The sequence below is a fragment of the Corynebacterium meitnerae genome (assembly GCF_027570075.1).
In the GTDB taxonomy this organism is placed as follows: domain Bacteria; phylum Actinomycetota; class Actinomycetes; order Mycobacteriales; family Mycobacteriaceae; genus Corynebacterium; species Corynebacterium meitnerae.
On sequence record NZ_JAKMUS010000008.1, the window covers coordinates 78,262 to 103,045 of the forward strand.

The following is a 24,784-nucleotide window of genomic DNA, read 5'->3' on the forward strand; positions in this document are numbered from 1 at the left end:
GGATGGGTGTGGAGATTCACGAATTCGGGGGTGGTGGGGGGAGCGTCGATAAGCAAATGCTTAACGCAGGTGACCGTCATCACTAAGCTGGCCTCCACATGCCCGCGCCACAGGAGCTCCCTACAATGGGTGGGCGAACATAACGTTTGGCCGAAAGGATCTCATATATGACTACGCCGCAATTCGAGGACCGCACTGAGCGCGTCGAGGTCGCTGGGCTGGCTGTTGCCCGCCCGCTGTACGACTTCGTGGTGGAGGAGCTGCTCCCCGAGATCAACATTGACGCCGAGAAGTTCTGGGGCGATGTTTCTGCTTACCTCGCAGACCTGACCCCGAAGAACAAGGAGCTGCTGGCTCGCCGCGATGAGCTGCAGGCCACGATGGACCAGTACTACCGCGACAACCCGGGCCAGCCTGACCCGGCAGCGCACGAGGAGTTCCTGCGTTCCATCGGCTACCTGGTGGAGCAGCCGCTGGATGGTGCGATCCGTACGGAGAACGTGGATCCGGAGTTCGCAACCGTTGCTGGCCCGCAGCTGGTTGTGCCGATTACGAATGCACGTTTTGCTATCAACGCGGCGAACGCTCGCTACGGCTCCCTGTATGACGCGCTGTACGGCACTGACGCTATCCCGACGGATGGTGGCGCTGAGCCGGGCAAGGGGTACAACCCGGTCCGCGGTGACCGCGTGATTGAGTGGGCACGCAACTTCCTCGATGAGGCTGTGCCGCTTGAGGGTGCATCCCACGCTGACGTGGACTCCTACGAGGTTGCGGAAGATGGCTCCCTGAAGATCGTGTCTGAGGGCAACGAGGTCGCCCTGAAGGACCCGGCTGTCTACCTCGGCTACCAGGGCTCCAAGGACGCACCGGCCGGTATTGTGCTGCGCCACAACGGCCTGCACATCATCATCAAGATCGACCGCGAGCACCCGGTGGGCAAGACCGACCGCGCTGGCGTCTCCGACGTTGTTCTGGAGTCCGCTGTCACCGCGATTATGGACTTTGAGGATTCCGTCGCAGCAGTTGACGGCACCGATAAGGCTGGCGCATACGCCACCTGGTTCGGCCTGAACCGCGGCGACATCTCCGAGACCGTGACCAAGGGCGACAAGACCTTCGAGCGCACCCTGGCTGATGACGTCACCTTCACCTCTAAGGATGGTTCCGAGGAGTCCCTGCACGGCCGCGTCATGATGCTGTGCCGCAACGTTGGCCACCTGATGACCACGCCGGCGATCCTCGTTGACGGCGAGGAGGTGCCGGAGGGTCTGCTCGACGGCATCATCACCGTCGCCGCTGCTATCCCGGGTCTGCGCGAGGACAACGCTCGCGGTAACTCCCGCGTTGGCTCCATCTACGTGGTGAAGCCGAAGCAGCACGGCCCGGACGAGGTTGCCTTCACCAACGAAATCTTCGACCGCGTCGAGGCGATCCTGGGTCTGCCGAAGCACACCGTCAAGGTGGGTGTCATGGACGAGGAGCGTCGCACCTCCGTCAACCTGGATGCCTGCATCATGGCTGCTGCTGACCGCCTGGTGTTCATCAACACCGGCTTCCTGGACCGCACGGGCGATGAGATCCACACCGCTATGCAGGCCGGCCCGATGGTGCGTAAGGCAGACATGCAGACCGCACCGTGGAAGCAGTCCTACGAGAACCACAACGTTGATGCTGGTATCGCTCACTCCCTGCCGGGTCGCGCACAGATTGGTAAGGGCATGTGGGCTGAGACGGACCACATGGCTGCTCTGCTGGAGAAGAAGATCGGCCAGCCGCGTGAGGGTGCAAACACCGCATGGGTTCCGTCCCCGACCGGCGCTACCCTGCACGCCACCCACTACCACCAGGTAGATGTCCACGCTGTTCAGGATGAGCTGCGTGCTGCTGGCCGCCGTAACTCCGTGCCGGGCCTGCTCACCGTCCCGGTCAGCACCGAGGGCGATGTCTGGTCCGATGCAGAGAAGGCTGAGGAGCTGGACAACAACTGCCAGTCCATCCTGGGCTACGTGGTCCGCTGGGTTGAGCAGGGTGTTGGCTGCTCCAAGGTGCCGGACATCCACGATGTGGACCTGATGGAGGACCGCGCAACGCTGCGTATTTCCTCCCAGCTGCTGGCTAACTGGCTCGTCCACGGTGTCATCACCGAGGACCAGGTGCTGGATTCTCTGAAGCGCATGGCTGTGAAGGTCGACGAGCAGAACGCTGGTGACCCGAACTACCTGCCGATGGCTGCGGACTACGACAAGTCCATCGGTTTCCAGGCTGCGAAGGACCTCATCTTCAAGGGCACCGAGTCCCCGTCTGGTTACACGGAGCCGATCCTGCACGCGAAGCGTCGTGAGTTTAAGGCTGCACACGGCCTTGCTTAAACAGCCCTAGGGCTGTTTAAGCAAGCAAAAGCACGGGTCCAGGCCTTAAGCAAGCATTGAGGCCGAGAGCTCTGAGCCCCGGTTGACCCCTGCCCGCGAAATTTTTCGCAGGCCAAGTCAACCGGGGTTCTTTTGTGCTTTGTGGGTGTAGTGTTTAGTGCCGATAACTACGACGCAAGGAGGAACCATGGCGTACTCAGTAGGGTTCGACCGCCAGAAATATATTGAGATGCAGTCGGAGCACATCTCTAAGCGTCGAGAAGAAATCGGCGGCAAGCTGTACCTGGAAATGGGCGGCAAGCTTTTCGACGATCACCATGCCTCCCGTGTCCTCCCCGGCTTCACCCCGGACAACAAGATCGCCATGCTGGAGCGCATCAAAGACGAAGTCGAAATCGTCGTGTGCGTGGCTGCGCCGGACCTCGTGCGCCAAAAGGTGCGTGCTGACCTGGGCATCACCTACGAAGATGAGGTTTTGAGGCTTATCGACGTCTTCCGGGAGCGCGGCTTCCTCGTGGAGAACGTGGTGATCACCCAGTACGAAGCCGGCGCTGAACAAGCCGACATGCTGCGCGACAAACTGGAGCGCCTCGGCGTGACAGTGCGACTGCACCGCGTCATCCCTGGCTACCCGAATGACATTCCGCGCATCGTGTCGGAGGACGGCTTCGGCCGCAACGAGTATGTGCAGACCAGCCGCGATGTTGTGGTGATGACCGCGCCGGGCCCGGGCTCTGGCAAGCTGGCTACCTGCTTGAGCCAGGTGTACCAGGACAACCAGCGGGGCACGAAGGCCGGCTACGCCAAGTTTGAGACGTTCCCGATCTGGAACCTGCCCTTGGAGCACCCGGTGAACCTGGCCTATGAGGCGGCGACGGTGGATCTGGATGACATCAACGTCATCGACCAGTACCACCTGGCGGCCTACGGCGAGCAGGTCTCCTCCTACAACCGCGACATTGAGGTGTTCCCGCTGCTCAAGGCCTTGCTGAAGGAAGCCACGGGCACGGAGCCGTACCAGTCCCCCACCGACATGGGTGTGAACATGGCCGGCTACTGCATCTCCGATGATGCGGCGTGCCGGTATGCGGCGGAGCAGGAAATCGTCCGTCGTTTCCTGATCGCGCAGGTGGATTTCCGCCGCGGTGACGTGGATGAGCAAGTGCCGGTTCGCGCCGCGAACGTGATGCGGAAGGCGGGCCTGACCGTGGCGGATCGCCCGGTGGTGGCGCCGGCCCTCGAGGTCGCGGAGGCCACCGGCAATCCCGGTGCGGCACTGGAACTTCCGGACGGCACGATCGTGACCGGCAAGACCTCTGACCTGCTTGGTCCGTCCGCGGCGGTGCTGCTCAACGCGCTGAAGAAGCTGGCCGGTATCGCGGATGAGGTGCACCTGCTCTCCCCCGATGCGATTGAGCCGATCCAGCGCCTGAAAACGCAGTACCTGGGTTCGCGTAACCCGCGCCTGCACACGGACGAGGTGCTCATCGCGCTGTCTACCTCGGCGGCGGAGGATGATAATGCCCGCCTGGCGTTGGAGCAGCTGCAGTCCCTGCGTGGGTGCGACGCGCACATCACCACCATCCTGGGCTCGGTGGATGAGGGGATCTTCCGCTCCCTCGGGGTCCTAGCTACCACGGAGCCGCAGTACTGGCGCAAGGCGTTGTACCACCGCCGCTAGGCGTAATTTCCGGCCACGGCGGGAACTTCTTAGACTGGACACATGCAAGAAAAGATCCTGCTCTACTACCAGTTCCGCCCCATCGCCGACCCGGAAGCGGTCCGCCTGTGGCAGCGGGATCTGTGCGAGGGCTTGGGCCTTCACGGTCGCATCATCATCTCCCCCGACGGCATCAACGGCACCGTCGGCGGCGACATGGACGCCTGCAAGACCTACGTGCGCAAAACCAAGGAATACTTCCGCGGCATCGAGTTCAAATGGTCTGAGGGCGGCAAGGCGGACTTCCCGAAACTCAGCGTCAAAGTGCGCGATGAGATTGTCACTTTCGGTGTGCCGGAAGAATTGCGTGTCGACGGGTCCGGGGTCGTCGGCGGCGGCCGGCACCTGAAGCCGGAAGAGGTGAACGAGCTCGTCGAAAAGCGTGATGACGTGGTCTTTTTCGACGGCCGCAATGCGTACGAGGCGGAGATCGGAAAATTTAAAAACGCCGTGGTGCCTGACGTGAACACCACGCATGACTTCATCGCGGAGCTGGAATCCGGCAAGTATGACTGGATGAAGGACAAGCCTGTGGTGTCCTACTGCACTGGTGGTATTCGTTGCGAGATCCTGTCATCGCTCATGATCAACCGCGGGTTTGAAGAGGTCTACCAAATCGACGGCGGCATCGTCCGCTACGGCGAGAAATTTGGCAATCAGGGCCTGTGGGAAGGTTCGCTCTACGTCTTTGACAAGCGCATGCACACCGAATTCGGCCCGGAAGATGACCCGGATTTTGTGCAGCTCGGCCACTGTGTTCATTGCGGTGAAGCCACGAACCAGCACTACAACTGCGCCAACGAACCGGACTGCCGCCGCCAGTACTTGAGCTGCCCGGACTGCCGGGAAAAGCAACCGTACTGCTCAGCCTGCTCCTACTAGGCCCTTTTTCTACTAGGCCTTTTCTAGCTGGTCGTTTACGGCCAGCTAGGCGCTGTCGGCTGCGAGAATGCCGATGGTGATGGTCAGCCACCACATGGCAAACGGCACGATGGGCAGCCAGAACACGCCCATCCAGGGCATCCAGCGCTCGTAGCGGTTGAGCTTGCGGACCATGATGATGGCGCAGCCAAGAATGCCGGCGACGGGTGGGATGGAGCTGATCACTGACCACGCGGTGCGCCACGTGCCGGTGCAGAGCCAGGTTGCTTCGCCGGCTTCACACAGCGGGCCACCCATCATGCGGGAGATGAACGCGAGAATGCCTGCGACGAGGAAGGTGATTGCCACCGTGGCAGCTGCGAACCAGAGCGCTTGCTTGGTTGAAGCAGCATTGCGCTCATTGACCTCTTTCGGGTCCGGCTGATCCGCTAGTTCATCAAAGCTGTGCGGGGTTGGCCGAACCTTGTTGGAGTAGTCCGCAGCAGCATGCAGGTCATTTTCTGGGTGGCCAGGGGCGAAACCGGGACGATACTCATGGGAAGCCATGTGGCTCAGTCTAACGCCGCAAGATCACAACGGGTACCGGGGCATGATTCAGGAACTTCGCTGTCTGCGAGCCGATATACACGTGACCTTTGCGAGTCTTCGTGTGCGGGGAGGAATCCAGGAAGAGGACATCACCCTTCTTCCAATTCTGGGATTCCACAACGGTGCGCCATCCTCCGCCAGAACTCACGCAGGTTTCTACCGCGAAGTTCTTAAGCTCTTCGTGGGGGTCTGAAATATTCAGATCGTGGGCCACATTGTTCACCACATCCCAGGCGCGGTCGAGGAGGGCAAGGGAGGATTCATTCCATTCGTCCACAAGCGGGCGATGAGTGATGTCATCGTCGTAGCTGTACGTTTCCTCTGGTGAGAAAGCCATGATGCGCAGCTCCACATCAAGCGTGAGCGCGAGTGCGGCCGCAAGTCCGATGCCACGGGTCGAATTTTCAGCGGCCTCTGCGGTGTCGAGGAATGCGAAGTTGACGCGCGTGATGCCCTTCTTGGTCAGCTTGGTGCCGCGCGGAACAATGCCCGCCGACGCCGGTGCGGAGCGCAACAGTGCATCGGCAGAAGAACTAGGAATGAAGCGGCCCTTCGCGGCCCTCGGCTTTGAGCCAAACAGAACAAGATCCGCGCCAAACCGCTTGATTTCTTCTTTGAGCAGCTTATGGCGCGGCTTTCCGTCACGGAATACAACGAATTCTTTGTCCCATGCGCGACTGGGAACGTACTCTTTCATCGCTTTGCGCACGGCTTGCGTGCGTTCATCAGCCGTGTGCTCGAGCCACTTCTTGTATTTCTTGCTCGATGTGGAGCGCAATGACCACGGGCGCGGCGCTGTTGTGAGCACCCTGATCTCTACAGGGAGGGATTGCGCAAGCCACCCCGCAAAATACACAGCCTCTTCCCCCGAATGATCCCAGCAGACGGCGATGCGTAAAGGGCGCTCGCTGTCCATCGACGACAAAAGTGCAGGCAAATGCAGATTCTCGGCCATATCCTGAAGAGAGTGTGGGACGACAGAAACTTCGTTGCGAAGTTACTTGGATCTTATCGGTCCCACGGGCGGAGTGCTAGAAACTCATGTGCACCTAGGCCAGATTGTGGGTGGTGTAGAGCTCCGACAGCTTCTCAAACACCGGAACAGCGTCCTTGAGCTGCTGAAGATCATCAGCGTCCAGGGTGGCCAGCATCTCCGTCACGTACTTGGTGCGCTCTTGTGCCACACGGTCGTATTCAATGCGGCCGGTATCCGTAATCTGCACGCGCACGCCACGGCGATCTGCTTCATCGCGGACGCGGTGGATCAGTTCGCGCTGCTCAAGCTGGTGCAAGGTGTTGGAGGCCGTGGGCATGCGGATGCCTTCCTCCTGTGCGAGCTGGCTAATACGCATCGGGCCGTTCTCAATCAGCCGCTCCATGATGGACAGCTGCGGACCGGTGAGGTCCGACTGCTCAGCGATGCGGAAGTAAGCAACGTAAAGCTTCGTGAGAAATGGGCGCACGTCTGCCGCGACTTCGTGTGCGACATCCATTTTGTTTGTCATGGCCACCATCGTAGGCAATTAGTAGGTAAAAACGCCATTTATGTCATTAATTTCGCGTAAGTAAACGTTAATGGGCGTACAATCGCCGACCGTGTTTCGTCTCAGCGCTGAAGTGTCCCACGAATGGGAACGCCGTACGACGTTGCGGGACTATCACGCCGGGCACATTCCTAAGGAAGAACTCTGTGACGCGGACTTCCTATTGAAAGCCGCGGCCGAACACCACGGCACCGACTCGGCCCGCCCCTGCCCCATATGCGAAGGCGTCATGCAAGACGTGCTGTGGATCTACGGTGACAACCTCGGCCGCCGCTCTGGCACCGCGCGTAGTGAGGCAGAAATAGATGAGATCACGGGGCAAGTTGGCCCGATCACTGTTCACCGCGTTGAGGTCTGCCGACGCTGCGGTTGGAACCACCTGCTCACCGAAGCACGGGCAGAACCGGTCCCGGACTAGCCCGGACTGAAGCTATCTGACGCCTCTGGTGCTCCTCTGCTAATCCTCTGGTGCTGTGATTTGAGGGTGAAGCAACTACCCTGAAGTAATCTGACCTTTAAAAGTGTCCTAATTAGGCAGGAAGAACACTCCATTGTCACGCGAATCTGACTCCCGTAGCTCCCGTGGTGCGCACCAACGCAAGGACGCGAGCATGCGTAATGAGGCGCCGAAGCGCGCCGCCGGCAGCAACTCTTCTGCACAGCCGAAGAAGGCAAAGAAGGTTGTGAAGAAGACGGTTAAGAAGACAGTGAAGAAAACTGTGAAGAAGACCGCGAAGGGTGCCGGTGGTGCGGCGGCGGCGAAGTCCTCGTCGAAGTCCTCGTCGAAAACTGCCCCGAAGTCTTCCCGCCCTTCTGGTGCACGGCGTAGTCGTGCAGGCCAGTGGTGGGCGGCGCTCGCGCTGGCGCTGGTCCTTGTTCTCGCTGTGCCGTTGACTCTGTTTGGTGTGAACTACGTGCGTGCGGATTTGCCCGCGCCGGGTGAGATCCAAACCGCGCAGATCTCCACGATTTACGCGTCTGACGGAACGACGGAACTGGCACGTGTGGTGCCGGCGGAAGGTAACCGCCGGCAGATCACGCTCGACCAGGTACCGGAGCATGTTCAGAATGCTGTTCTGGCTGCGGAGGACCGTGATTTCTGGAACAACTCCGGTTTCTCCTTCACCGGTTTCGGTCGTGCGTTGCTGGGCCAGCTCACGGGTGATGCTTCTGCTGGTGGTGGTTCCACGATTACGCAGCAGTATGTGAAGAACACCATCGTGGGCAATGAGCGCTCTTACGCCCGTAAGTTCAACGAGCTGGTCTACTCCATCAAGATGACCCGCAATTGGTCCAAGGAAGAGATTCTGCAGGGCTACCTGAACACCATTTACTTCGGGCGCAACGCGTATGGCATTCAGGCAGCAGCGCAGGCCTACTTCAACAAACCTGCCTCTGAGCTGACGGTTGAGGAAGGTGCGGTGCTGGCTGGCCTGATTCAGCTGCCAAGCCAGTTGGATCCGTGGAACAACCCGCAGGAGTCGGAGAACCGTTGGAACTACGTGCTTGACGGCATGGTTGCAGAGGGCTGGTTGAGCCCAGAGAAGCGCGCCGAGGCGCAGTTCCCGGAGACGCGTGATCCGGCGACCTACTCCGCATACACGGAGGCAACGGGTGCGAACGGCCTGATTAAGAACCAGGTGATTGAGGAGCTGTCCCACATCGGCATCACCGAAGATGATGTGACCAACCGTGGTTTGCAGATCACCACCACCATCGACCCGCAGGTGCAGCAGAACATTCTGGACACGGCGGAGGCACAGTTGGCACCGCTGCAGGAAGATGCGCGGACTGGTGTGGTGGCCATTGATCCGTCGACAGGCGCTGTGCGTGGCTACTACGGTGGCGATGACGCATCGGGCTGGGATTACGCAAACGCGGGCCTGCAGACGGGCTCGACGTTTAAGATCTTCGGCCTTGCTGCGGCTCTTCAGCAGGGTATTCCGCTGTCCGCGACGTATGACTCCTCCCCCGTCACCGTGGGTAATGCGCGCATTACTAACGACGGCGGCGGCGGTGGCGGAATGACCACCGTGGCTGAGGCGATGAAGAACTCCTACAACACGTCCTTCATCCGCATCCAGTCTGATCTGGACAATACGACGCAGGACACCGCGGACACCGCACACGCCCTGGGCGTGGCACGTTCCCTGCCGAACATCCCGCACACCCTGCAGGAGCCAGATGGCGGCCAACCGTATGACGGCATTGTTCTGGGCCAGTACCAGTCCCGCGTCATCGATATGGCCACTGGTATGGCGACCTTGATCAACCGTGGTGTCTGGCACCCGACGCACTTCGTGCAGCGCGTGACCTCCGCCGATGGTGAGGTGCTCTACGAGTTCGATCCGGAGTACAAGGAGCGCCGCATCTCCGGCCAGGTGGCAGACAACGTGATCCAGGCGATGCTGCCTATCGCTGGGTGGTCTAATTCCTCCCTGGCTGGCGGTCGCCCGAGTGCCGCGAAGACCGGTACCGCCCAGTTCGGTGACACCGGTGGCACCAAGGACGCCTGGATGGTTGGCGGTACCCCGCAGCTGGCTGTGGCCGTGTGGGTGGGTACCGCGGACAACACCTCGCGTATCTACAACGCGTGGGGCGGCAACATGTACGGCTCGATGACGCCGGGCTCGATCTGGAAGGGCGTGCTGGACAGCTCCCTGGCCAACAGCGAGATGGAGCAGTTCCCCACCGCCACCCCGATCAACTGGGGCGTGAATGCCTACAGCGGCGGCACGTACCCGATCACCCCGATCTACACGAACCCCTACACCGCCGAGTCTGACGCGCCGGAGGAAGCCCCAAGTGAAGCTCCTGCACCGGAGCCCGCTCCTGCACCGGCTCCTGCTCCGGCACCGGCACCTGATCTGAATCTCGGAGATTTGTTGGACAGCCTGGTGGGTTAAGGGGATTCGGCGTGACAAAAGGATGGGCGCACCCCGCTGACCGCGTACAACCCGCACTGACAGAGCCCGCCGCGCAGGGTGTTATCGCGGCGCTCGGCGGGCCGATGGGTCGCTTCGCGCAGATCGGCCGCGGTCGTTGGTGGACGCCGTTGCGCGCCATCATCGCGGTGGCGTGGGTGTTCCTCGCGCTCGGTGCGCTAGCCAAGTCAAACTGTGCGCGAGGAAAGCTTGTGGACGGCGCCTTGCAGCTCAACTGGGACGGCAACCGCCAGTACACGTCCTTTTGTTACAACGACATCGTTCCGCTCTATGGTGGCCGCGGGCTTGATCAGCCGGGTTTTGTCTACGACTACTCGTGGGTGGAGGGGGACCTCACCCGCTATATGGAGTACCCGGTTCTCGGTGGCCTGTTCCAGGGCCTGATGGGCTGGATCGCGCGCACGACGTACCCGCTCATGGACTGGGCACTGCCCGAGTCTGGCTGGTACTTCTATGTCACCGCTTTCGTCATGGCCCTCATCTGGGTGGGCACCGCACGCATGGTTGCGGAACTGGCGGGCAACCGCATTTGGGACACCATCTTGGTGGTGGCCTCTCCCCTGCTGATCATGCACGCGTTTACGAACTGGGACATCCCCTCCATCGCATTCATGGTGGGCGCACTGTTGGCGGCGCGGAACAAGAAGTTCTGGCTGGCTGGTGTGCTCATCGGCTTCGGTACCGCTTTCAAGATGTGGCCCCTGTTCCTGCTGGGTGCCTACCTTGTCATTGCGCTGCGTCAGAAGAACCTCGTGCCTTTCCTGAAGATGCTGGCCGCCACTGTTGTTTCCTGGCTCGTTGTCAACGTGCCGATCATGCTGCGCAACTATGACGCCTGGCATGAGTTCCAGCGCCTCAACACCGAACGCGGCTGGGAATGGACCACGATCTACGCGGTGATCTCCCGCGCAACCGGGTGGACGGGGTTCGACTCGGGTGAAGGCGCACCCGTCATCCTCAATACGGTGACTCTCGTGCTGTTCCTCTCTGGCTGCCTCTTCGTTCTTATCGCCGGGCTGAAGGCGCCGCAGATGCCGCGCGTGGCGGAACTCTTCGTCCTTATCGTTGGGTTCTTCCTGCTCTTCAACAAGGTGTGGAGCCCCCAGTACTCGCTGTGGCTGATTATCCCCGCGGTCCTCGCACTGCCCCACTGGCGTCTGCTGCTCACGTGGATGACGGCGGACATGCTCGTCTGGCCTATCCTCATGTGGCACATGATGGGCACCGACAACCTCGGTCTGCCAGGAGGCGCACTGAACCTCATCGTCCTTATTCGCGACGGACTCATCGTGGCCATCATGGTGCTTGTCGTCCGCCAGATGTACGGCCGCCGCCCGGACAAGGTCCGCGATGCGCACTATGGCTGTGATCCCCTACTCACCACACCCACTGATTGGGAGGAAGCGAAACAACAATGGGAACTGCAACCATCCTTGGAATCTGCTCCATCTTCATCGCCTTCGGACTCTTCGGTGCCTGCTTCTGGACAGTCGTGAAGAAAAAGCCGGTGGGCCTCGCCGTCACGCTCGGCATCCTGGCCTTCATCTTCATGACGATCCTGCCCGTCTCCCTCGCCGTCTTCTTCGCCGCCCCCAACCCCTAGGGTTGGTTTGACTATGTCACGCTGCGCCCAGCAAAAGCCCAGGTCGCCTTTTCTCGCTTGAGCACATAGTCAAACCGGGTGAAGGCATGAAGAAACTAGCGACGATTGCCATTGCCCCCACCCGCTAGCGTCACCGGTGACATCGATATCGACATCGATATCGACATTGATCCGGAAGGGCTCGTCCTGGATGTGGATAGGGACGATTAGGGGGCTGGCCCCGTGAGCGTCGATAAGCAAAAGCAATTTCTCCCTGCGTAACCCCTGGGGTACGCTGGTGAGGTTGCTTGACGTAAGCGACCCTCCTGCCACTGCCACAAGGGCGGTGGCCGACATCAATGAAACGACCATAGGAGGTGATGAGGTCCCGTGCGTCACTACGAAGTAATGATCATCCTCGACCCGAGTCAGGATGAGCGCACCGTTGCCCCGTCCCTGGACAAGTTCCTCGAAATTGTCCGCAAGGATAACGGCAAGGTGGAAAACGTTGATATCTGGGGCAAGCGCCGCTTTGCCTACCCGATCGACAAGAAGGAAGAGGGTGTCTACGTAGTAGTCACCCTGGATTGCGAGTCCGAGACCGTCCAGGAGCTCGACCGCCGTCTGAACCTGAACGACAACATTCTGCGAACCAAGGTTCTGCGCACCGATAAGAAGTAAGCGCACGAACTTTTAGAACGAGAGTTCTTCGTGCCGGTATAAACCAGTGCAAAAAGGGCTAAAACCCCAGCACAAGGGCAATGTTCACCCTAAGCTATATGCTTGGGTGTGAAAGAAAACCAGCACAACTACATGGACTCACTCGCATAAAGGTAAAGGTAAGGACAAAACATCATGGCACAGGGCGAAACTCCCATCACCGTCGTAGGCAATCTCGTTGCTGATCCGGAACTGCGTTTCACGCCGGCTGGCGTGGCCGTAGCTAACTTCCGTATCGCATCCACTCCCCGCACGTACAACCGTGACACGGGCCAGTGGGATGACGGGGATGCTTTGTTCCTGACATGCAATGTGTGGCGCGGTGCCGCCGAGAATGTCGCTGAATCCCTGACCAAGGGCATGCGCGTCATTGTTAACGGCCGTTTGCGTCAGCGTTCTTACCAGACCCGCGAAGGCGAAAACCGCACGGTATTTGAGGTCGAGGTCGACGAGGTCGGCCCATCCCTGAAGTACGCTTCCGCTTCCGTGTCCCGGAACCCGCGTGAGGGCGGTTCCGGCGGCGGCTTCGGTGGTAACCAGGGCGGCCAGCAATTCCAGAACAACCAGAACACTGGTGGTTTCGGCGGTCAGAGCCAGGGCGGCCAGGCCCAGGGTGGTCAGGCTAGCCAGCCAGCGAATGATCCGTGGAACTCCGCTCCTCCTGCCGGCGGCTTCGGCGGCATGGACGATGAGCCCCCGTTCTAAAAACGCAGCATTTCAATAACAACGAACATCTTTCACGAAAAGGAAGGGTAAGGATTCATGAAACTGATCCTCACCGCTGCCGTTGAGAACCTTGGTGAACCCGGCGATATTGTCGAGGTCAAGGACGGCTACGGACGTAACCTTCTGCTCCCCCGCGGCCTGGCTATCGTGGCTACCCGCGGTGCTGAGAAGCAGATTGAGGACATCAAGCGCGCCCAGGAGCAGCGTTCCGTGCGCGACTTGGAGCACGCGAAGGAGCTGCGCGATCAGCTCGACCAGCTGCAGGGCGTGACCGTGAAGGTCCGCACCGGCAACAATGGCAAGCTCTTCGGCTCTGTGAAGCCGGCTGACATTGTCGCTGCCGTTGAGGCAGCTGGCGGCCCGGCGCTGGATAAGCGTCGCGTTGACGTACCTAAGGGTCTGGTCACCCGTACCGGTGGCTACCAGGTTAAGGTCAGGCTCCACGATGACGTGGAGGGCAAGGTGAACTTCGAGGTCGTGAGCGCTTAATACCGCTTAACGGCGATTGACAGGGCGAAAGCCCTTACATCAATCCAACGACAACAGCATTAAACGCGGGTCCCACTTGTGAGGAGTGGGGCCCGCGTTTGTTTTGTTTATGGGTTGTGCACAGGGCCTGTGGATAACTAGTGGATAACTGCTGCTCGCGGGGCGTAGAAAGGTAGCCAAACGGTAAAATTAAGGTAATTCTCAGGTATTGTGCGAACCTGCTGGTAGCGGTTTTATTCACTGTTCGAAGCCGATTGTATTTATGAATATAAGTGTGATGAACTGGCAGTATGGTGCGGCGTGTGGAGATCTACCCGAGTTATCCACAGGTTATCCACAACCGTGGGTGGGGGCGTGTGGAAACCGACGTGCGTTTAGGGTGAGTTATCCACAAGGGGTTGTGGATAACTGGTGTGGAAGGAGTTCTGGAAGAGAGTCGGACGGCGTTTGCGGGGTAACATCAAACGAACAAAGGGGACGATGGAGGTAAGCGATGACGGTAGGCGGAAACACCGCGGATAACACCGCTGGCGGGGATGCGCAGAATTATGACGGGGATAGCTTTGACAGCTTCGCGGACAGCGCGGTGCCACCGCCGCCACCACCGGAGGAGTTCGGGTCGCGCGGCGGGGGATCGCGTTATGGCGATAAGTCTGATCGCGGACGCGGCTTCACTAAAGACCGCACTGATCTAGCGGAGTACCGTCAACCACCCCATGACCGCCAGGCAGAGCAGGGCGTGCTTGGTGCGATGCTGTTGAGTTCCAACACGGTTGTCGATGTGATCGAGGAACTGCGCGTGGAAGATTTCTACTACCCGGCGCACCAGTTGATCTATCAGGCGATTCTGGACCTGTACTCGCAGGGTTCTGAAGTCGATGTGCTGATTGTTTCCGGTCGCCTTGATCGCATGGGACATCTGGAGCGTGCCGGGGGAGCACCATATCTGCACACGCTGATTTCTGAAGTGCCAACGTCGGCAAACGCCCGCTACTACGCGGACATCGTCGCGGAGAAGTCCACCCTGCGACAGCTGGTGGATGCCGGTACGCGCGTGGCGCAGCTGGGCTATGACGGCGGCGAGGGCATGGAGATCGAATCCCTCGTTGACCGCGCGCAGCAGGAAATCTTTGCCGTCGCACAGAAGCAGACGGGTGAGGATTACCGGCCGCTGTCGGAGCTGTTGAAGCCAACCGTCGATGAGCTTGCTGCTTTTGAGAAGGACGGCGGGCTCGCCGCGGGTGTGCCCACCGGCTTCATTGACCTGGATCGCTTGACCAACGGCCTGCACGCCGGCCAGATGATCATCATCGCTGCCCGTCCTGGTGTGGGTAAGTCCACGCTGGCGATGGATTTTGTGCGGTCTTGCTCCATTCACAATGGTCTGACCTCCGTGATCTTCTCGCTAGAGATGAGTGCCTCCGAAATCGTCATGCGCCTTCTCTCCGCCGAGACAGAGATCAAGCTCTCCGCGATGCGTTCCGGACAGATGGAGGAGAAGGACTGGGAGAAGCTCACGGAGCGTCTGCGAGAGATCCAGCAGGCACCGATCTTCGTGGATGATTCCCCGAACCTGACCATGATGGAGATTCGCTCCAAGGCGCGCCGCCTGAAGCAGCAGCATGGTTTGGACCTGGTGGTGCTGGACTACATGCAGCTGATGAGTTCCGGCAAGAAGGTCGAATCACGCCAGCAGGAGGTCTCGGACTTCTCGCGTCAGCTCAAGCTGCTGGCCAAGGAGCTCGAAGTCCCCGTGATTGCGATTTCGCAGTTGAACCGTGGACCGGAAGCGCGTACGGATAAGCGCCCGCAGTTGGCGGACCTGCGTGAGTCCGGTTCGTTGGAGCAGGACGCGGACATCGTTATGCTGTTGTACCGCCCAGACTCCCAGGACAGGGACAACGAGCGTGCTGGTGAGGCCGACATTATCGTGGCCAAGCACCGCGGTGGCCCAATTGACACGATCGCGGTGGCGCACCAGCTGCACTACTCGCGCTTTGTCAACATGGCGCGGGGTTAGACCGAACCTGGGTTACGTCAACGCCTTCCCGCGCTGCTCCGGCAGCGTGAACGCGGCGATGCCGGCCACAGCAAAAGCGACAGCGAAGACGCCAAAGACGGCCATCGACCCACCCCACGCCAACACTGGGGGAACGATAAGCGGGGCGATGATGGAACCGATGCGCCCGAAGGAGGCGCCGGCGCCCGTGCCGGTCGCGCGGATGTTGGTGGGGTAGAGCTCCGGGCCGATGGCGTAGAGCGCACCCCAGGCGCCGAGGTTGAAGAAGGACAGCAAGCAGCCCGCGGCGATGATCTGCCACGGTGCCGCGGCTAGGCCGAAGAGCACGGCGGAGAATGCCGAACCCGCCAGGAAGGTGGACAGGGTGATGCGCCGGCCCCAGATCTCAATGAGCCACGCGGCCGCCGCATAGCCAGGCACCTGCGCCAACGTGATGATCAGCGTGAAGCTAAACGAGCGCACCAAAGTGAATCCCTGGTCCACCAACAGGGATGGGATCCAGATGAAAGCGCCATAGTAGGAGAGGGAAACGCCGAACCAGACGAGCCAGAAGGCGGCCGTTCGGCGCCTCAAAGCAGGGCCCCAAATTCCGCCCGTGAATTCAGGTTTGTCCATAGCGTCGGGGGAAGGGTCCAGATCCTCCAGGTCAGCGGGATCAGCAGCCGCTTCAAAGGAAGCGACAATCTGCTCCGCCTCCTCGTGCCGGCCCTTGGACTCCAAGAAGCGCACCGATTCTGGCAGGCCCATCCGCACGTAGATGGCATACAGTGCCGGCACCGCGCCGAGCGCGAAACCCCAACGCCAACCGTTCTCGCCCTGCGACACCACGAAGGTGCCAATCACCGCCGCGAGAATCCAGCCGACAGCCCAGAATCCTTCGAGGATAACCACCATGCGGCCACGGCTACGGCGCGGAGCAAACTCGCTGACCAGCGTCGACGCCACAGGAAGTTCAGCGCCCAGACCCAGGCCGACGAAGAAGCGGAAGACCAAGAGCGCACCGACGGACCATGCCAAGGCGGAAGCGCCCGTGGCCAAACCGTAGACAAGCAGCGTTGCGGCAAAGATCTGCCGGCGGCCGAACTTGTCCGCGAGCAAACCACCCAGCGTGGCACCAATGGCCATGCCGATGAAGCCAACGGACGCGATCCAGGACGTGGTGGATTTATCCAGGTCCCAGTGCACGGCCAACGCCGCGATGATGAAAGACACCAGGCCAACATCCATGGCGTCAAGCGCCCACCCGATGCCGGAGCCAACCAAAAGTCGGCGGTGTTTTGATGTGACAGGCAGGCGGTCGAGCCGCTCATTTCGGGTGGTCATAGCGGAAAAGCCTACTCAGCCCCGCCGCAACCTCAAAGAATTAGTTACAACGAAGACGGAAGAGAATGCCATGGCGATACCCGCGAACATCGGGTCAAGCAGGCCGAACGCTGCGACAGGAATGAGGATGACGTTGTAAGCGAATGCCCAAAACAGGTTGCCCTTGATCGTGCGCAGGGTCCGCCGCGAGAGACGGATCGCGTCAGCAGCGCTGCCCAAGTCACCCCCCATGAGGGTGATATCCGCAGCTTGAATGGCCACGTCCGTGCCGGACCCCATGGCCAGGCCGAGGTCCGCGGTGGCAAGAGCGGCGGCATCGTTGACGCCGTCGCCGACCATCGCCACGGTCTTGCCCTGGGCTTGAAGCGTTTCGACGACCTCAACCTTCCCCGCCGGCATCACCCCCGCCGTCACACATTCCTGGTCAATCCCCACTGCCCGTGCCACGGCGTGCGCGGCACCCGCGTTATCGCCGGTGAGCAGGTGCGGGGTTAGTCCCAGGGAACGCAGATCCGCAATCGCCTGCGCGGATGTTTCCTTGACGGTATCGCTGACAGCGATGACACCAGCAGCGGAGCCGTCCACGCTGACCGACACTGCAGTGGCGCCTTCTGCCTCGTACGCTTCCGCCTCAGGGCCATGGCCACGGCCGACGGTGACGCGGGTGCCGTCGATAAGCGCCCGCACTCCTTGACCTGCTTCGGAGCTGAACTCTTGAGCCTCCGGGAGGGTGAGCCCTCGTTCGGTCGCGGCTTCGACGATGGCGCGTGCGATCGGGTGCTCCGAACCGGCTTCCACCGCCGCGGCGAGCGCGAGCACCTCATCGGCGCTACGCTCAGAGCCCGCAGCCGGGGCCACCGAATCCACCGACATATTGCCGCTGGTCACAGTGCCTGTTTTGTCCAGAACAATCGTGTCCACCTTGCGGGTGGATTCCAGGATCTCCGGCCCCTTGATCAGCAGGCCCAGCTGCGCGCCGCGGCCAGTACCAACCAGGATTGCGGTGGGTGTGGCCAGCCCCAACGCGCAGGGGCAAGCGATGATGAGAACGGCGACTGCCGCGGAGAATGCTGCCCGCGCATCATGCCCGATGAGCAGGTGCACAACCAGCGTGATCAGCGCAATGACGATCACTGCCGGCACAAAGACACGGGAGATTCGGTCCACCAAGCGCTCCACGGGCGCCTGACCGGCCTGGGCATTGCGGACCAACTCGATCATTTGCGCCCAGGTGGTCTCTGCGCCGACGCGGGTGGCCTCAATGGTCAGGCGGCCAGACAGGTTGACCGTCGTGCCGGTGACGGTGTCACCCTCGCCGACGTCCACGGGAACAGATTCACCGGTGAGCATGGAATTATCCACCGTCGACGAACCGGAAATGACAACGCCATCGGTAGCGATCTTCTCACCCGGGCGCACCACAAAATGGTCACCGACCTGCAGTTCAGCGGCAGGGATGCGCACCTCTTGGCCGTCGCGGAGAACACTAGCGTCCTTCGCGCCCATCGTGGCCAGCTCCCGCAACGCCTCAGAGGACCGGCCCTTTGCCTTCATCTCAAACCAGCGGCCGAGCAGCAGGAACGTGATCACTACCGCGACGGTTTCAAGATAAATCGGCGGTGCTTCGTGCCCAGCTGGGCTGGTGATCTGCACCCACAGTGCCCACAAGGACCACACGTAGGCAGCCGTCGTCCCCATGGAGATCAACGTGTCCATGGTCACCGCGCCATGGCGCAGATTCGTCCACGTTGCGCGGTGGAAAGGAGCGCCAGCGACGAAGTACACCACCGTGGTCAGCGCGAGCACCGGCCATTCCCAGCCGGGGAACTGCAGCGCATGGACCATCGACAGGAGGGACACGGGCAGCGTCAATATCGCTGACCAGATGACGGTTCGCTTGAGCTTCTCCGTCTCCTCATCGCGCACCGCATCCATATCGGGAGCATCCGTGTCAGCCGGGGCACCAGTGCCACCGACCACGAAAGCCTCATAGCCCGCATCGCGCACAACCTGCACGAGGGCATCCGGATCAGTCAGCGCCGGATCAAAATCCACCGCCGCAGTTTCAGTGGAGTAGTTCACCGTGGCCTCGACCCCGGGAACTTTGTTCAGTTTCCGCTGCACCCGTGAAGAACACGAAGTACAGGTCATGCCCATCACACCAAGATCAAGGTGGGTGGGAGTAGGCGTGTTTGTCATGTTACAGCAGGGTGTAGCCAGCTTCCGCGACGGCTTCAGCAATCTGCTCACGGCTAAAACCGGAGCCAACAACCTCGACGCGACCCGTCGTATGATCAGCCTTCACGCTGGTCACGCCAGGGATCTCGCCGATCTCCTCATTGACGCTCGCCTCACAGTGCGAGCACGTCATGCCTTCTACGTTAAAAACAGTTGTCTCAGTTGGTTCAGTGCTCATGGGGCCCATAGTACGCGAACTTTAGACGTCGATAAGTGAGAAGCCCGCGTACTCAACCGCGAACTCGATCTGCTCATCAGTGAAGCCCTCGCCTGTGACCTGCATGATTCCGGCCTCAACGTTGATGTCCACACCCTGCGTGCCCAGCACCTGGCTCACTTCAGACTGGAGTTTTTCAACGGACTCAGCGTCCTGAGGTCCTTCGAACCGGTAGTTCTTGGTCACGATTGCTCCTTTTCTGCCCCGAGTGGGAATGAATCGAAACTGAGTGGGGTTGAACTCACTGATAGACGTTACCCGAGTAGCCCGAAAGGATTAATAGTGAGCACCATTAATATTACGGAAGACACGTTCACCAAGGTCATCGAGGAAAATGGCACCGTCATCGTGGACGCATGGGCCGATTGGTGCGGTCCGTGCAAGGCTTTCGCACCGACATTTGAGAAGGCTTCTGACAAGCACGAAGACATCGTTTTTGCCAAGCTCGACACTGAAGCCAACCAGGGCCTCGCTGCCGCGCTGCAGATCCAGTCGATCCCCTCGATCTTCGCCTTCCGCGACGGCATCCTCCTCACCCAGACCTCCGGCGCAATGCCGCCAGCAGCGTTTGAGGAGTTCATCCAGGCCGTCCGCGACGTAGACATGGAGGAAGTCCGCCGCGACATCGCCGCACAGAACGCACAGCAAGACGAGGCTTAAGGCCTTTTCGCTTATCGACGTCTCCCCCCACCCCTTTCCCGCTCCACCCGAGCAAAAAGTGGTGGGGTTTTTGATGCCGACGGGTGCGATGATTCCCACGTAAACTAGACCCCTGTATCTGCTCCCTACTTATTTAAAGGACGCGCAATCATGGCTAACCCTTTCAGCAAGGGCTGGAAGTACCTCATGCAGTCGTTCGATTCGGCGATTGATGAGAATGCTGACCCGAAGGTCCAAATCGAACAGGCCGCGAACGCGGCGAAGGAGCAGCACAACGCGATCACGCGTCAGGCTGCGGAGATTATCGGCCAGAAGAAGCAGCTGGAGATCAAGCTGAACCGCCTGCGTGAAACCCAGGCTGACCAGCAGGCGAAGACCAAGACGGCGCTGCAGATGGCGGATAAGGCTGCCGCTGAGGGCGATTCAGCCAAGGCACAGGAGTTCAACAACACTGCTGAGGCGCTTGCCTCCCAGCTGGTGGCAACTGAGCAGCAACTCGCGGACCTAACCACCCAGTATGGTGCCGCCGAGCAGGCAGCCAAGCAGGCTGAGGAAGAACAGCGTAGGTCTGAAGCGCGCCTGGAGGAGCAGCTCGCCGAGGTGAACCGTCTCCGCGCCCAGGTTGACCAGGCCAACATGCAGGAGATGTCTGCGCAGGCGATGGACACCATCGGCCAGTTTAATGCCGATGATTCCGTGCCCACCCTCGATGGTGTGCGCGACAAGATTGAGCGCCGCTACGCCACCGCGCTAGGCCAGCAGGAACTAGCCGAGTCCACGGCCACTGGTGCAGAAGGTGTCATGGCTGAGATTGAAGCCGGCCAAGCGGGCGCTGATGTCGCGGCAACGTCCAAGCTGGCGGAAATCCGTGCAGCTATGGAGAAGGAAGCTGCCACTGCCGGCGAACTCACCCCGGGCACCGAATCCGGTGGTGCTCAGGGCGTGGAGGCTGGGCAGTCAGACGCTAGTGCCAAACCTGAACACGACTAGGTCTGGTTCTAATTCTGCGTCCGGCGGATGTTGATCAGAACGCCGCGAATCCCTGAGTGGAAACCGTCGCGCAAATTCACGCGCTGGTTCTCACTCAGCGTGTATTCGTGAAGCGTTTCGCAGGCGAACTGAAGGAGCGGGCGATCAATCTCCGGGGGCAGACCGCCGCCGGAGAGCATGTGTGCCTTGTCGCGCTGCTCCGAGGAAGCCGCGTTATCGAACCACCAGGTTGCGTACTGTTGTCCCACGTCAAACGGTGTTTGGAACCCGGAAGAGGTCCACACTTCCTCCGGCAGCGGGACATAACGGGAACGCAGCTTCCGGCGTGGTGCCATCATGGACGGCTTCGGTGTGTGTGCCGCGCCATTGTCGCTTGTGGTTTCAGCCAGCTGGGCTGGTGATGGTCCCGGCTTAGGCGCCGGCGCCGGTTCGGGTGCGGGTGTTTTCTCCGCGACAGCTTCTTCCTCTTCCTCTCCGCCAGGATCTGCTGCAGCCTCCGGGTGCGCCGTGAATTCAGGTTTCGTCATAGTCTCCGCGACAGCCTCTACTGCAGGCTCCTTAGGAGTTCCTTCAGGGGCGGTTTCGGGAGCTGTTGCGGGAGCTGCCTGGAAGTTCTGTTCGGTGTCGGCCTCGGCGTCGTCGACAAGCTGGGCAGACAGTGGCTGCTCACCGTCGGGGCGAGGGATGTCGCACATGCCCTCGTTGTCTTCCATTTCGGCATCCGCGAGTGGACGTTCGCGGATGCTCGGCGGGAGGGGGCCTTCAAGGATTTGAAGTTGCATCGCGTCGGCGAAATCCTCGCGTGGGTCCAGGATCGTCGTCGTGTCACACGCGTGGCGTAGGGCAGAGGACATGGAATCCCAGCCGAAGCCATAAAGGTGTACGCGGATGCCGGCGTTGGTGGCTTCCTCGACGCCTGGGATCATGTCCGCATCGCCACTGACCAGCACGAAATCGGTGTATTGCCCGCGCATGGCATTGACCACGATGTCAGCAACCAAGCGGGTATCCACACCTTTTTGTGTGCGACGTTCACCCCACTCAATGAGTTGACCTGTACGCAGCTGAACGCCGTCGCACGTGCGCAGTGCGCGCTGGTAGCGGTGCGGGCCCGAGTCGGGGATGCCGTCGTACCAGTACTGACGGTGAATCGGCTGATCAAGCTGCTGCGTGATCATGCCGGAAAGATTGGCAACGACCTCTGGGAGGTCAATTTCTAACTGAGACCGTGCTCCTGTCTCCCACGAGTTGTAAAAGCTCGCGAGCAGATAAGACGTGTCCACAAAGACGAGTGTGCGTTCAAGCATGGCTCCTGATTTCCGTATCTATTCATGTAGCTAAAAAGTTTTGTCGTCCACCCAGTGTGCCTGACTTGCGTGGGTCTCGCTAAGAAATCTCGTTGACCAGCTCTGAGCGGGCCCACATAGGTGGCTTCTGCCCTGTTCAACGCACTTCAGCGCCAAAAAATTCTCATGCTTGTATGGTTGGTTACGCAACTGACTAACCGGAGGTGTTTCGTGGGCAATGACGCTGAGCCGTTATTCCTTCAGATCGCTCGTCTCATCCAGGAGCAGATCATGGACGGTGAACTCGAACCTGGGCAGCGCGCTCCCTCAACGAATGAGCTCGCCGCATTCCACAGCATCAATCCCGCCACCGCGCGCAAAGGGCTGAGCTTGCTTGTCGACGCCGGAGTCCTTGAAAAACGCCGCGGCATCGGGATGTTCGTCACCGACGGTGCGCGGGAACGCATCGTGAGCACGCGCCGCGAGGACTTCGCCGGCGACTACATCGCACCGCTTATCGACGAAGCCTTGCGCCTCGACTACTCCCGCACCGATCTCCACGACCTCATCGACCGCGTCGCAGAAAGTAGAGGAATGTACCAATGACCGTTCACATCTCACGTTTGGCTCACAGCTTCGGCAAAACCGATGTTTTGCAGGGCGTCACCTTGGACTTCGGTCCCGGCATTCACGGCCTGCTCGGTCGCAATGGTGTGGGCAAATCCACGCTGCTGAAGATCATCGGCGGCCAGCTCAAACCAGATTCAGGCATGGTCAAAGTCTTTGGTGAGCGCCCCTTCGACAATGCCCGCGTCATGGACAACACCTGCTTGACCGGCGTGGATACCGCATACCCCGGCACGTGGTCCGGCACGGACGTAATCAAAGGTGCGCAGCTGCGCTACCGCACGTGGGACCCAGCGCTTGCCGACGAGCTCATCGCCGATTTCGTCATGGGCGGTGCCCTGAGCACCCGCTACGACAAGCTCTCGCGCGGACAGCGTGCCATGGTCGCCATCATTATCGGGCTGGCATCGGGTACAGAGCTTTTGCTTCTCGACGAACCCTATGTCGGCCTCGACACCCACAACACGGACGTCTTCTACCGCCATCTTCTTGCCCAGGCTGATTCCGGCCGGACGATTGTGATGGCCACGCACCATATCGACGATGCGGCAAAAGTCCTGGATGATGCGGTGATCTTGGGGCGTGATGGGGTCGTGCTCAAGCAATGTGCCCCTGAGGATGCTGATGAATTCGCTGTCGCGGGCCCGGACCTTGTGCCCATTTACGACGCCCCGCGTCATGCTCGCGCTGCCACTTTCGACGACCTCATTGAGCACTACTTGGAGGTGTCCTAGATGAATACGAGTCTGGTTGGGTATTTCCGCCACCAGTTCGTCGCGCCACCGCTGACCCGACTGATCTGGATGACTCCGATATTGGCGATGCTTGCATTCGGGCTGCTTTATGTCACCCGTGATTCAGTAGTCGGCGTCATATTCGGCCCAATGATCCTGACGGCCGTCATGATCGGGGCGTTGTCGTCGGAGGACACCGCCTATACGGCATACGGGATGCCCAAGTCTCGGGCCAAAAAACTCACTGCCATGGCTGTTGTCCCCTCAGTGGTGTTCAGCGCGGGCATTGCGTTGGTCGCGCGCCCGGACTGGGTTGGAGCCGCGGGCGCACTCGTGGCGCTGGTGTCGGGGCTGCTCTTCGGCGGGCAATACATAGCCGGCGATGGAGTGGCTGATGACCGGAAGGCGGGTTCGCATCTTGGAAGCGGCAGCTTCGAATTCGAATTGATCTTCAAACCGCAACTGTTGTGGGCTCTCGCTGTGGCCATTGCGCATTGCGGCTTCCTGTACCTGTCGGACTTCATCGGCAATGACAGATTTCGCCTGCTCTTCGGTGGTATACCGATCATCGTTTGGTACTCCGCTTACTGCATGCAGGGGATCGGCATCCCCGGGCCGGCAACTGGCGCGAGCTATGGCGTGCCGCGCCGACGCTGGCTGGCATTCTCATGGGTGGCTGCGCTGGTCTCGGTCGCGGCGTATATCGGCGTGGCTGCTCTGGCATCGCCATCCGAGTTCTCCTGGGCTGCAGTGATCACCATCGGTGCCGGCGGTTGTGCCAGTGCCATCATCGGCGCCGCAGTGAAGATCTGGCGCACGGAAGTGGGCATGGGCCCCGGCTACCTGATGTTCTTCATTGCCAATGGGGCATCCAATGCCCAAGGCTTCCGCGACGGCGCAGTCATCTTTGCACTGGTGACAGCCGGAATCCTCGCGTTGATCGGCATTGTCATTCAGGCTGGGTATCTCTTGGGTTCAATCAGCCCGAAACATGCTCAAAAGAAGCTCTGAAAAACATGACCTAGCCAGCTGATTTGTGTTGTTGTGTGGGTGTGTGTAGCTTTATGTGAGTCAGCGTGACCGACAACGCCCCGCCAGACAGTCTGATTGGGACTGGGTTG

The 24,784-nt window shown here is 60.4% G+C and carries 23 protein-coding genes; 15 read left to right on the top strand and 8 right to left on the bottom strand.

Annotated elements, in window-relative coordinates:
- Positions 1 to 167 precede the first annotated feature (167 nt).
- The 3 genes from L8U60_RS06475 (at position 168) to trhO (ending at position 4,974) form a co-directional block, all read left to right on the top strand.
- Positions 168 to 2,372 carry a malate synthase G gene (locus L8U60_RS06475; protein ID WP_269965549.1) on the top strand — a complete coding sequence of 735 codons (2,205 nt, stop codon included), beginning with the start codon at positions 168 to 170 and terminating at the stop codon, positions 2,370 to 2,372.
- A gap of 187 nt (positions 2,373 to 2,559) precedes the next feature.
- Positions 2,560 to 4,053 carry a DUF1846 domain-containing protein gene (locus L8U60_RS06480; protein ID WP_269965550.1) on the top strand — a complete coding sequence of 498 codons (1,494 nt, stop codon included), beginning with the start codon at positions 2,560 to 2,562 and terminating at the stop codon, positions 4,051 to 4,053.
- Between the two features lie 42 nt (positions 4,054 to 4,095).
- Complete coding sequence (gene trhO / locus L8U60_RS06485) at positions 4,096 to 4,974, top strand: oxygen-dependent tRNA uridine(34) hydroxylase TrhO (protein WP_269965551.1); 879 nt, start codon at positions 4,096 to 4,098, stop codon at positions 4,972 to 4,974.
- A gap of 45 nt (positions 4,975 to 5,019) precedes the next feature.
- On the opposite strand, the gene L8U60_RS06490 is transcribed toward trhO, so the two are convergent.
- From L8U60_RS06490 to L8U60_RS06500, 3 genes are all read right to left on the bottom strand, one after another.
- Positions 5,020 to 5,520, bottom strand: coding sequence for a hypothetical protein (locus L8U60_RS06490; RefSeq protein ID WP_269965552.1), 501 nt, complete (start codon positions 5,518 to 5,520; stop codon positions 5,020 to 5,022).
- 10 nt (positions 5,521 to 5,530) lie between these two features.
- A complete protein-coding gene (locus tag L8U60_RS06495) occupies positions 5,531 to 6,517 on the bottom strand; it encodes a universal stress protein (RefSeq protein WP_269965553.1) in 987 nt (328 codons plus the stop codon).
- Between the two features lie 94 nt (positions 6,518 to 6,611).
- Entirely contained in the window at positions 6,612 to 7,076 is a 465-nt protein-coding gene (locus L8U60_RS06500) for a MarR family winged helix-turn-helix transcriptional regulator (RefSeq protein ID WP_420840164.1), read from the bottom strand.
- A gap of 82 nt (positions 7,077 to 7,158) precedes the next feature.
- Between L8U60_RS06500 and L8U60_RS06505 the strand changes: the two genes are divergently transcribed.
- The 7 genes from L8U60_RS06505 to dnaB all read left to right on the top strand — a co-directional run bounded on the left by L8U60_RS06505 (position 7,159) and on the right by dnaB (position 15,588).
- Positions 7,159 to 7,524 (top strand): DUF5318 family protein, encoded by a 366-nt coding sequence (locus L8U60_RS06505; protein WP_269965555.1) that lies wholly within the window; start codon positions 7,159 to 7,161, stop codon positions 7,522 to 7,524.
- A gap of 193 nt (positions 7,525 to 7,717) precedes the next feature.
- On the top strand, positions 7,718 to 10,012 hold the full coding sequence (locus tag L8U60_RS06510; RefSeq protein ID WP_269965556.1) for a transglycosylase domain-containing protein: 2,295 nt from the start codon (positions 7,718 to 7,720) through the stop codon (positions 10,010 to 10,012).
- A 104-nt stretch (positions 10,013 to 10,116) separates the two neighbouring features.
- Complete coding sequence (locus L8U60_RS06515; protein WP_269965575.1) at positions 10,117 to 11,547, top strand: glycosyltransferase family 87 protein; 1,431 nt, start codon at positions 10,117 to 10,119, stop codon at positions 11,545 to 11,547.
- A gap of 476 nt (positions 11,548 to 12,023) precedes the next feature.
- Positions 12,024 to 12,314, top strand: a complete 291-nt coding sequence (rpsF, locus tag L8U60_RS06520) for a 30S ribosomal protein S6 (RefSeq protein WP_269965557.1) — start codon at positions 12,024 to 12,026, stop codon at positions 12,312 to 12,314.
- 174 nt (positions 12,315 to 12,488) lie between these two features.
- Positions 12,489 to 13,058: a single-stranded DNA-binding protein gene (locus L8U60_RS06525; RefSeq protein WP_269965558.1), complete on the top strand. Its 570-nt coding sequence runs from the start codon at positions 12,489 to 12,491 to the stop codon at positions 13,056 to 13,058.
- Between the two features lie 57 nt (positions 13,059 to 13,115).
- The gene (gene rplI, locus L8U60_RS06530) at positions 13,116 to 13,568 is read left to right on the top strand and encodes a 50S ribosomal protein L9 (RefSeq protein ID WP_034663823.1); all 453 of its coding nucleotides are present in this window, start codon (positions 13,116 to 13,118) and stop codon (positions 13,566 to 13,568) included.
- Between the two features lie 493 nt (positions 13,569 to 14,061).
- A complete protein-coding gene (gene dnaB / locus L8U60_RS06535; protein ID WP_269965559.1) occupies positions 14,062 to 15,588 on the top strand; it encodes a replicative DNA helicase in 1,527 nt (508 codons plus the stop codon).
- A 12-nt stretch (positions 15,589 to 15,600) separates the two neighbouring features.
- On the opposite strand, the gene L8U60_RS06540 is transcribed toward dnaB, so the two are convergent.
- Genes L8U60_RS06540 through L8U60_RS06555 form a run of 4 tightly spaced genes read right to left on the bottom strand, consistent with a single transcriptional unit; the run spans position 15,601 to position 19,552 of the window.
- On the bottom strand, positions 15,601 to 16,911 hold the full coding sequence (locus tag L8U60_RS06540; RefSeq protein WP_269965560.1) for an MFS transporter: 1,311 nt from the start codon (positions 16,909 to 16,911) through the stop codon (positions 15,601 to 15,603).
- A gap of 15 nt (positions 16,912 to 16,926) precedes the next feature.
- Positions 16,927 to 19,110, bottom strand: coding sequence for a heavy metal translocating P-type ATPase (locus tag L8U60_RS06545; RefSeq protein ID WP_269965561.1), 2,184 nt, complete (start codon positions 19,108 to 19,110; stop codon positions 16,927 to 16,929).
- 1 nt (position 19,111) lies between these two features.
- Positions 19,112 to 19,327 (bottom strand): heavy-metal-associated domain-containing protein, encoded by a 216-nt coding sequence (locus L8U60_RS06550; RefSeq protein WP_269965562.1) that lies wholly within the window; start codon positions 19,325 to 19,327, stop codon positions 19,112 to 19,114.
- A 21-nt stretch (positions 19,328 to 19,348) separates the two neighbouring features.
- Entirely contained in the window at positions 19,349 to 19,552 is a 204-nt protein-coding gene (locus tag L8U60_RS06555) for a copper chaperone (protein ID WP_269965563.1), read from the bottom strand.
- A 96-nt stretch (positions 19,553 to 19,648) separates the two neighbouring features.
- On the opposite strand from L8U60_RS06555, the gene L8U60_RS06560 reads away from it, so the two are divergent.
- On the top strand, positions 19,649 to 20,026 hold the full coding sequence (locus tag L8U60_RS06560) for a thioredoxin family protein (RefSeq protein WP_269965564.1): 378 nt from the start codon (positions 19,649 to 19,651) through the stop codon (positions 20,024 to 20,026).
- Between the two features lie 150 nt (positions 20,027 to 20,176).
- A complete protein-coding gene (locus tag L8U60_RS06565) occupies positions 20,177 to 21,016 on the top strand; it encodes a PspA/IM30 family protein (RefSeq protein WP_269965565.1) in 840 nt (279 codons plus the stop codon).
- An 8-nt stretch (positions 21,017 to 21,024) separates the two neighbouring features.
- On the opposite strand, the gene L8U60_RS06570 is transcribed toward L8U60_RS06565, so the two are convergent.
- On the bottom strand, positions 21,025 to 22,323 hold the full coding sequence (locus L8U60_RS06570; protein WP_269965566.1) for an NYN domain-containing protein: 1,299 nt from the start codon (positions 22,321 to 22,323) through the stop codon (positions 21,025 to 21,027).
- A 210-nt stretch (positions 22,324 to 22,533) separates the two neighbouring features.
- Here L8U60_RS06570 and L8U60_RS06575 point away from each other — a divergent pair, with 210 nt between their 5' ends.
- From L8U60_RS06575 to L8U60_RS06585, 3 genes are read left to right on the top strand one after another with little or no spacing between them, the layout of a single operon-like run.
- A complete protein-coding gene (locus tag L8U60_RS06575) occupies positions 22,534 to 22,908 on the top strand; it encodes a GntR family transcriptional regulator (protein WP_269965567.1) in 375 nt (124 codons plus the stop codon).
- Positions 22,905 to 23,663, top strand: coding sequence for an ATP-binding cassette domain-containing protein (locus L8U60_RS06580; RefSeq protein WP_269965568.1), 759 nt, complete (start codon positions 22,905 to 22,907; stop codon positions 23,661 to 23,663). The genes L8U60_RS06575 and L8U60_RS06580 overlap by 4 nt, the downstream gene beginning before the upstream one ends.
- A complete protein-coding gene (locus L8U60_RS06585; protein WP_269965569.1) occupies positions 23,664 to 24,674 on the top strand; it encodes a hypothetical protein in 1,011 nt (336 codons plus the stop codon).
- The last annotated feature ends 110 nt before the right edge of the window (positions 24,675 to 24,784 follow it).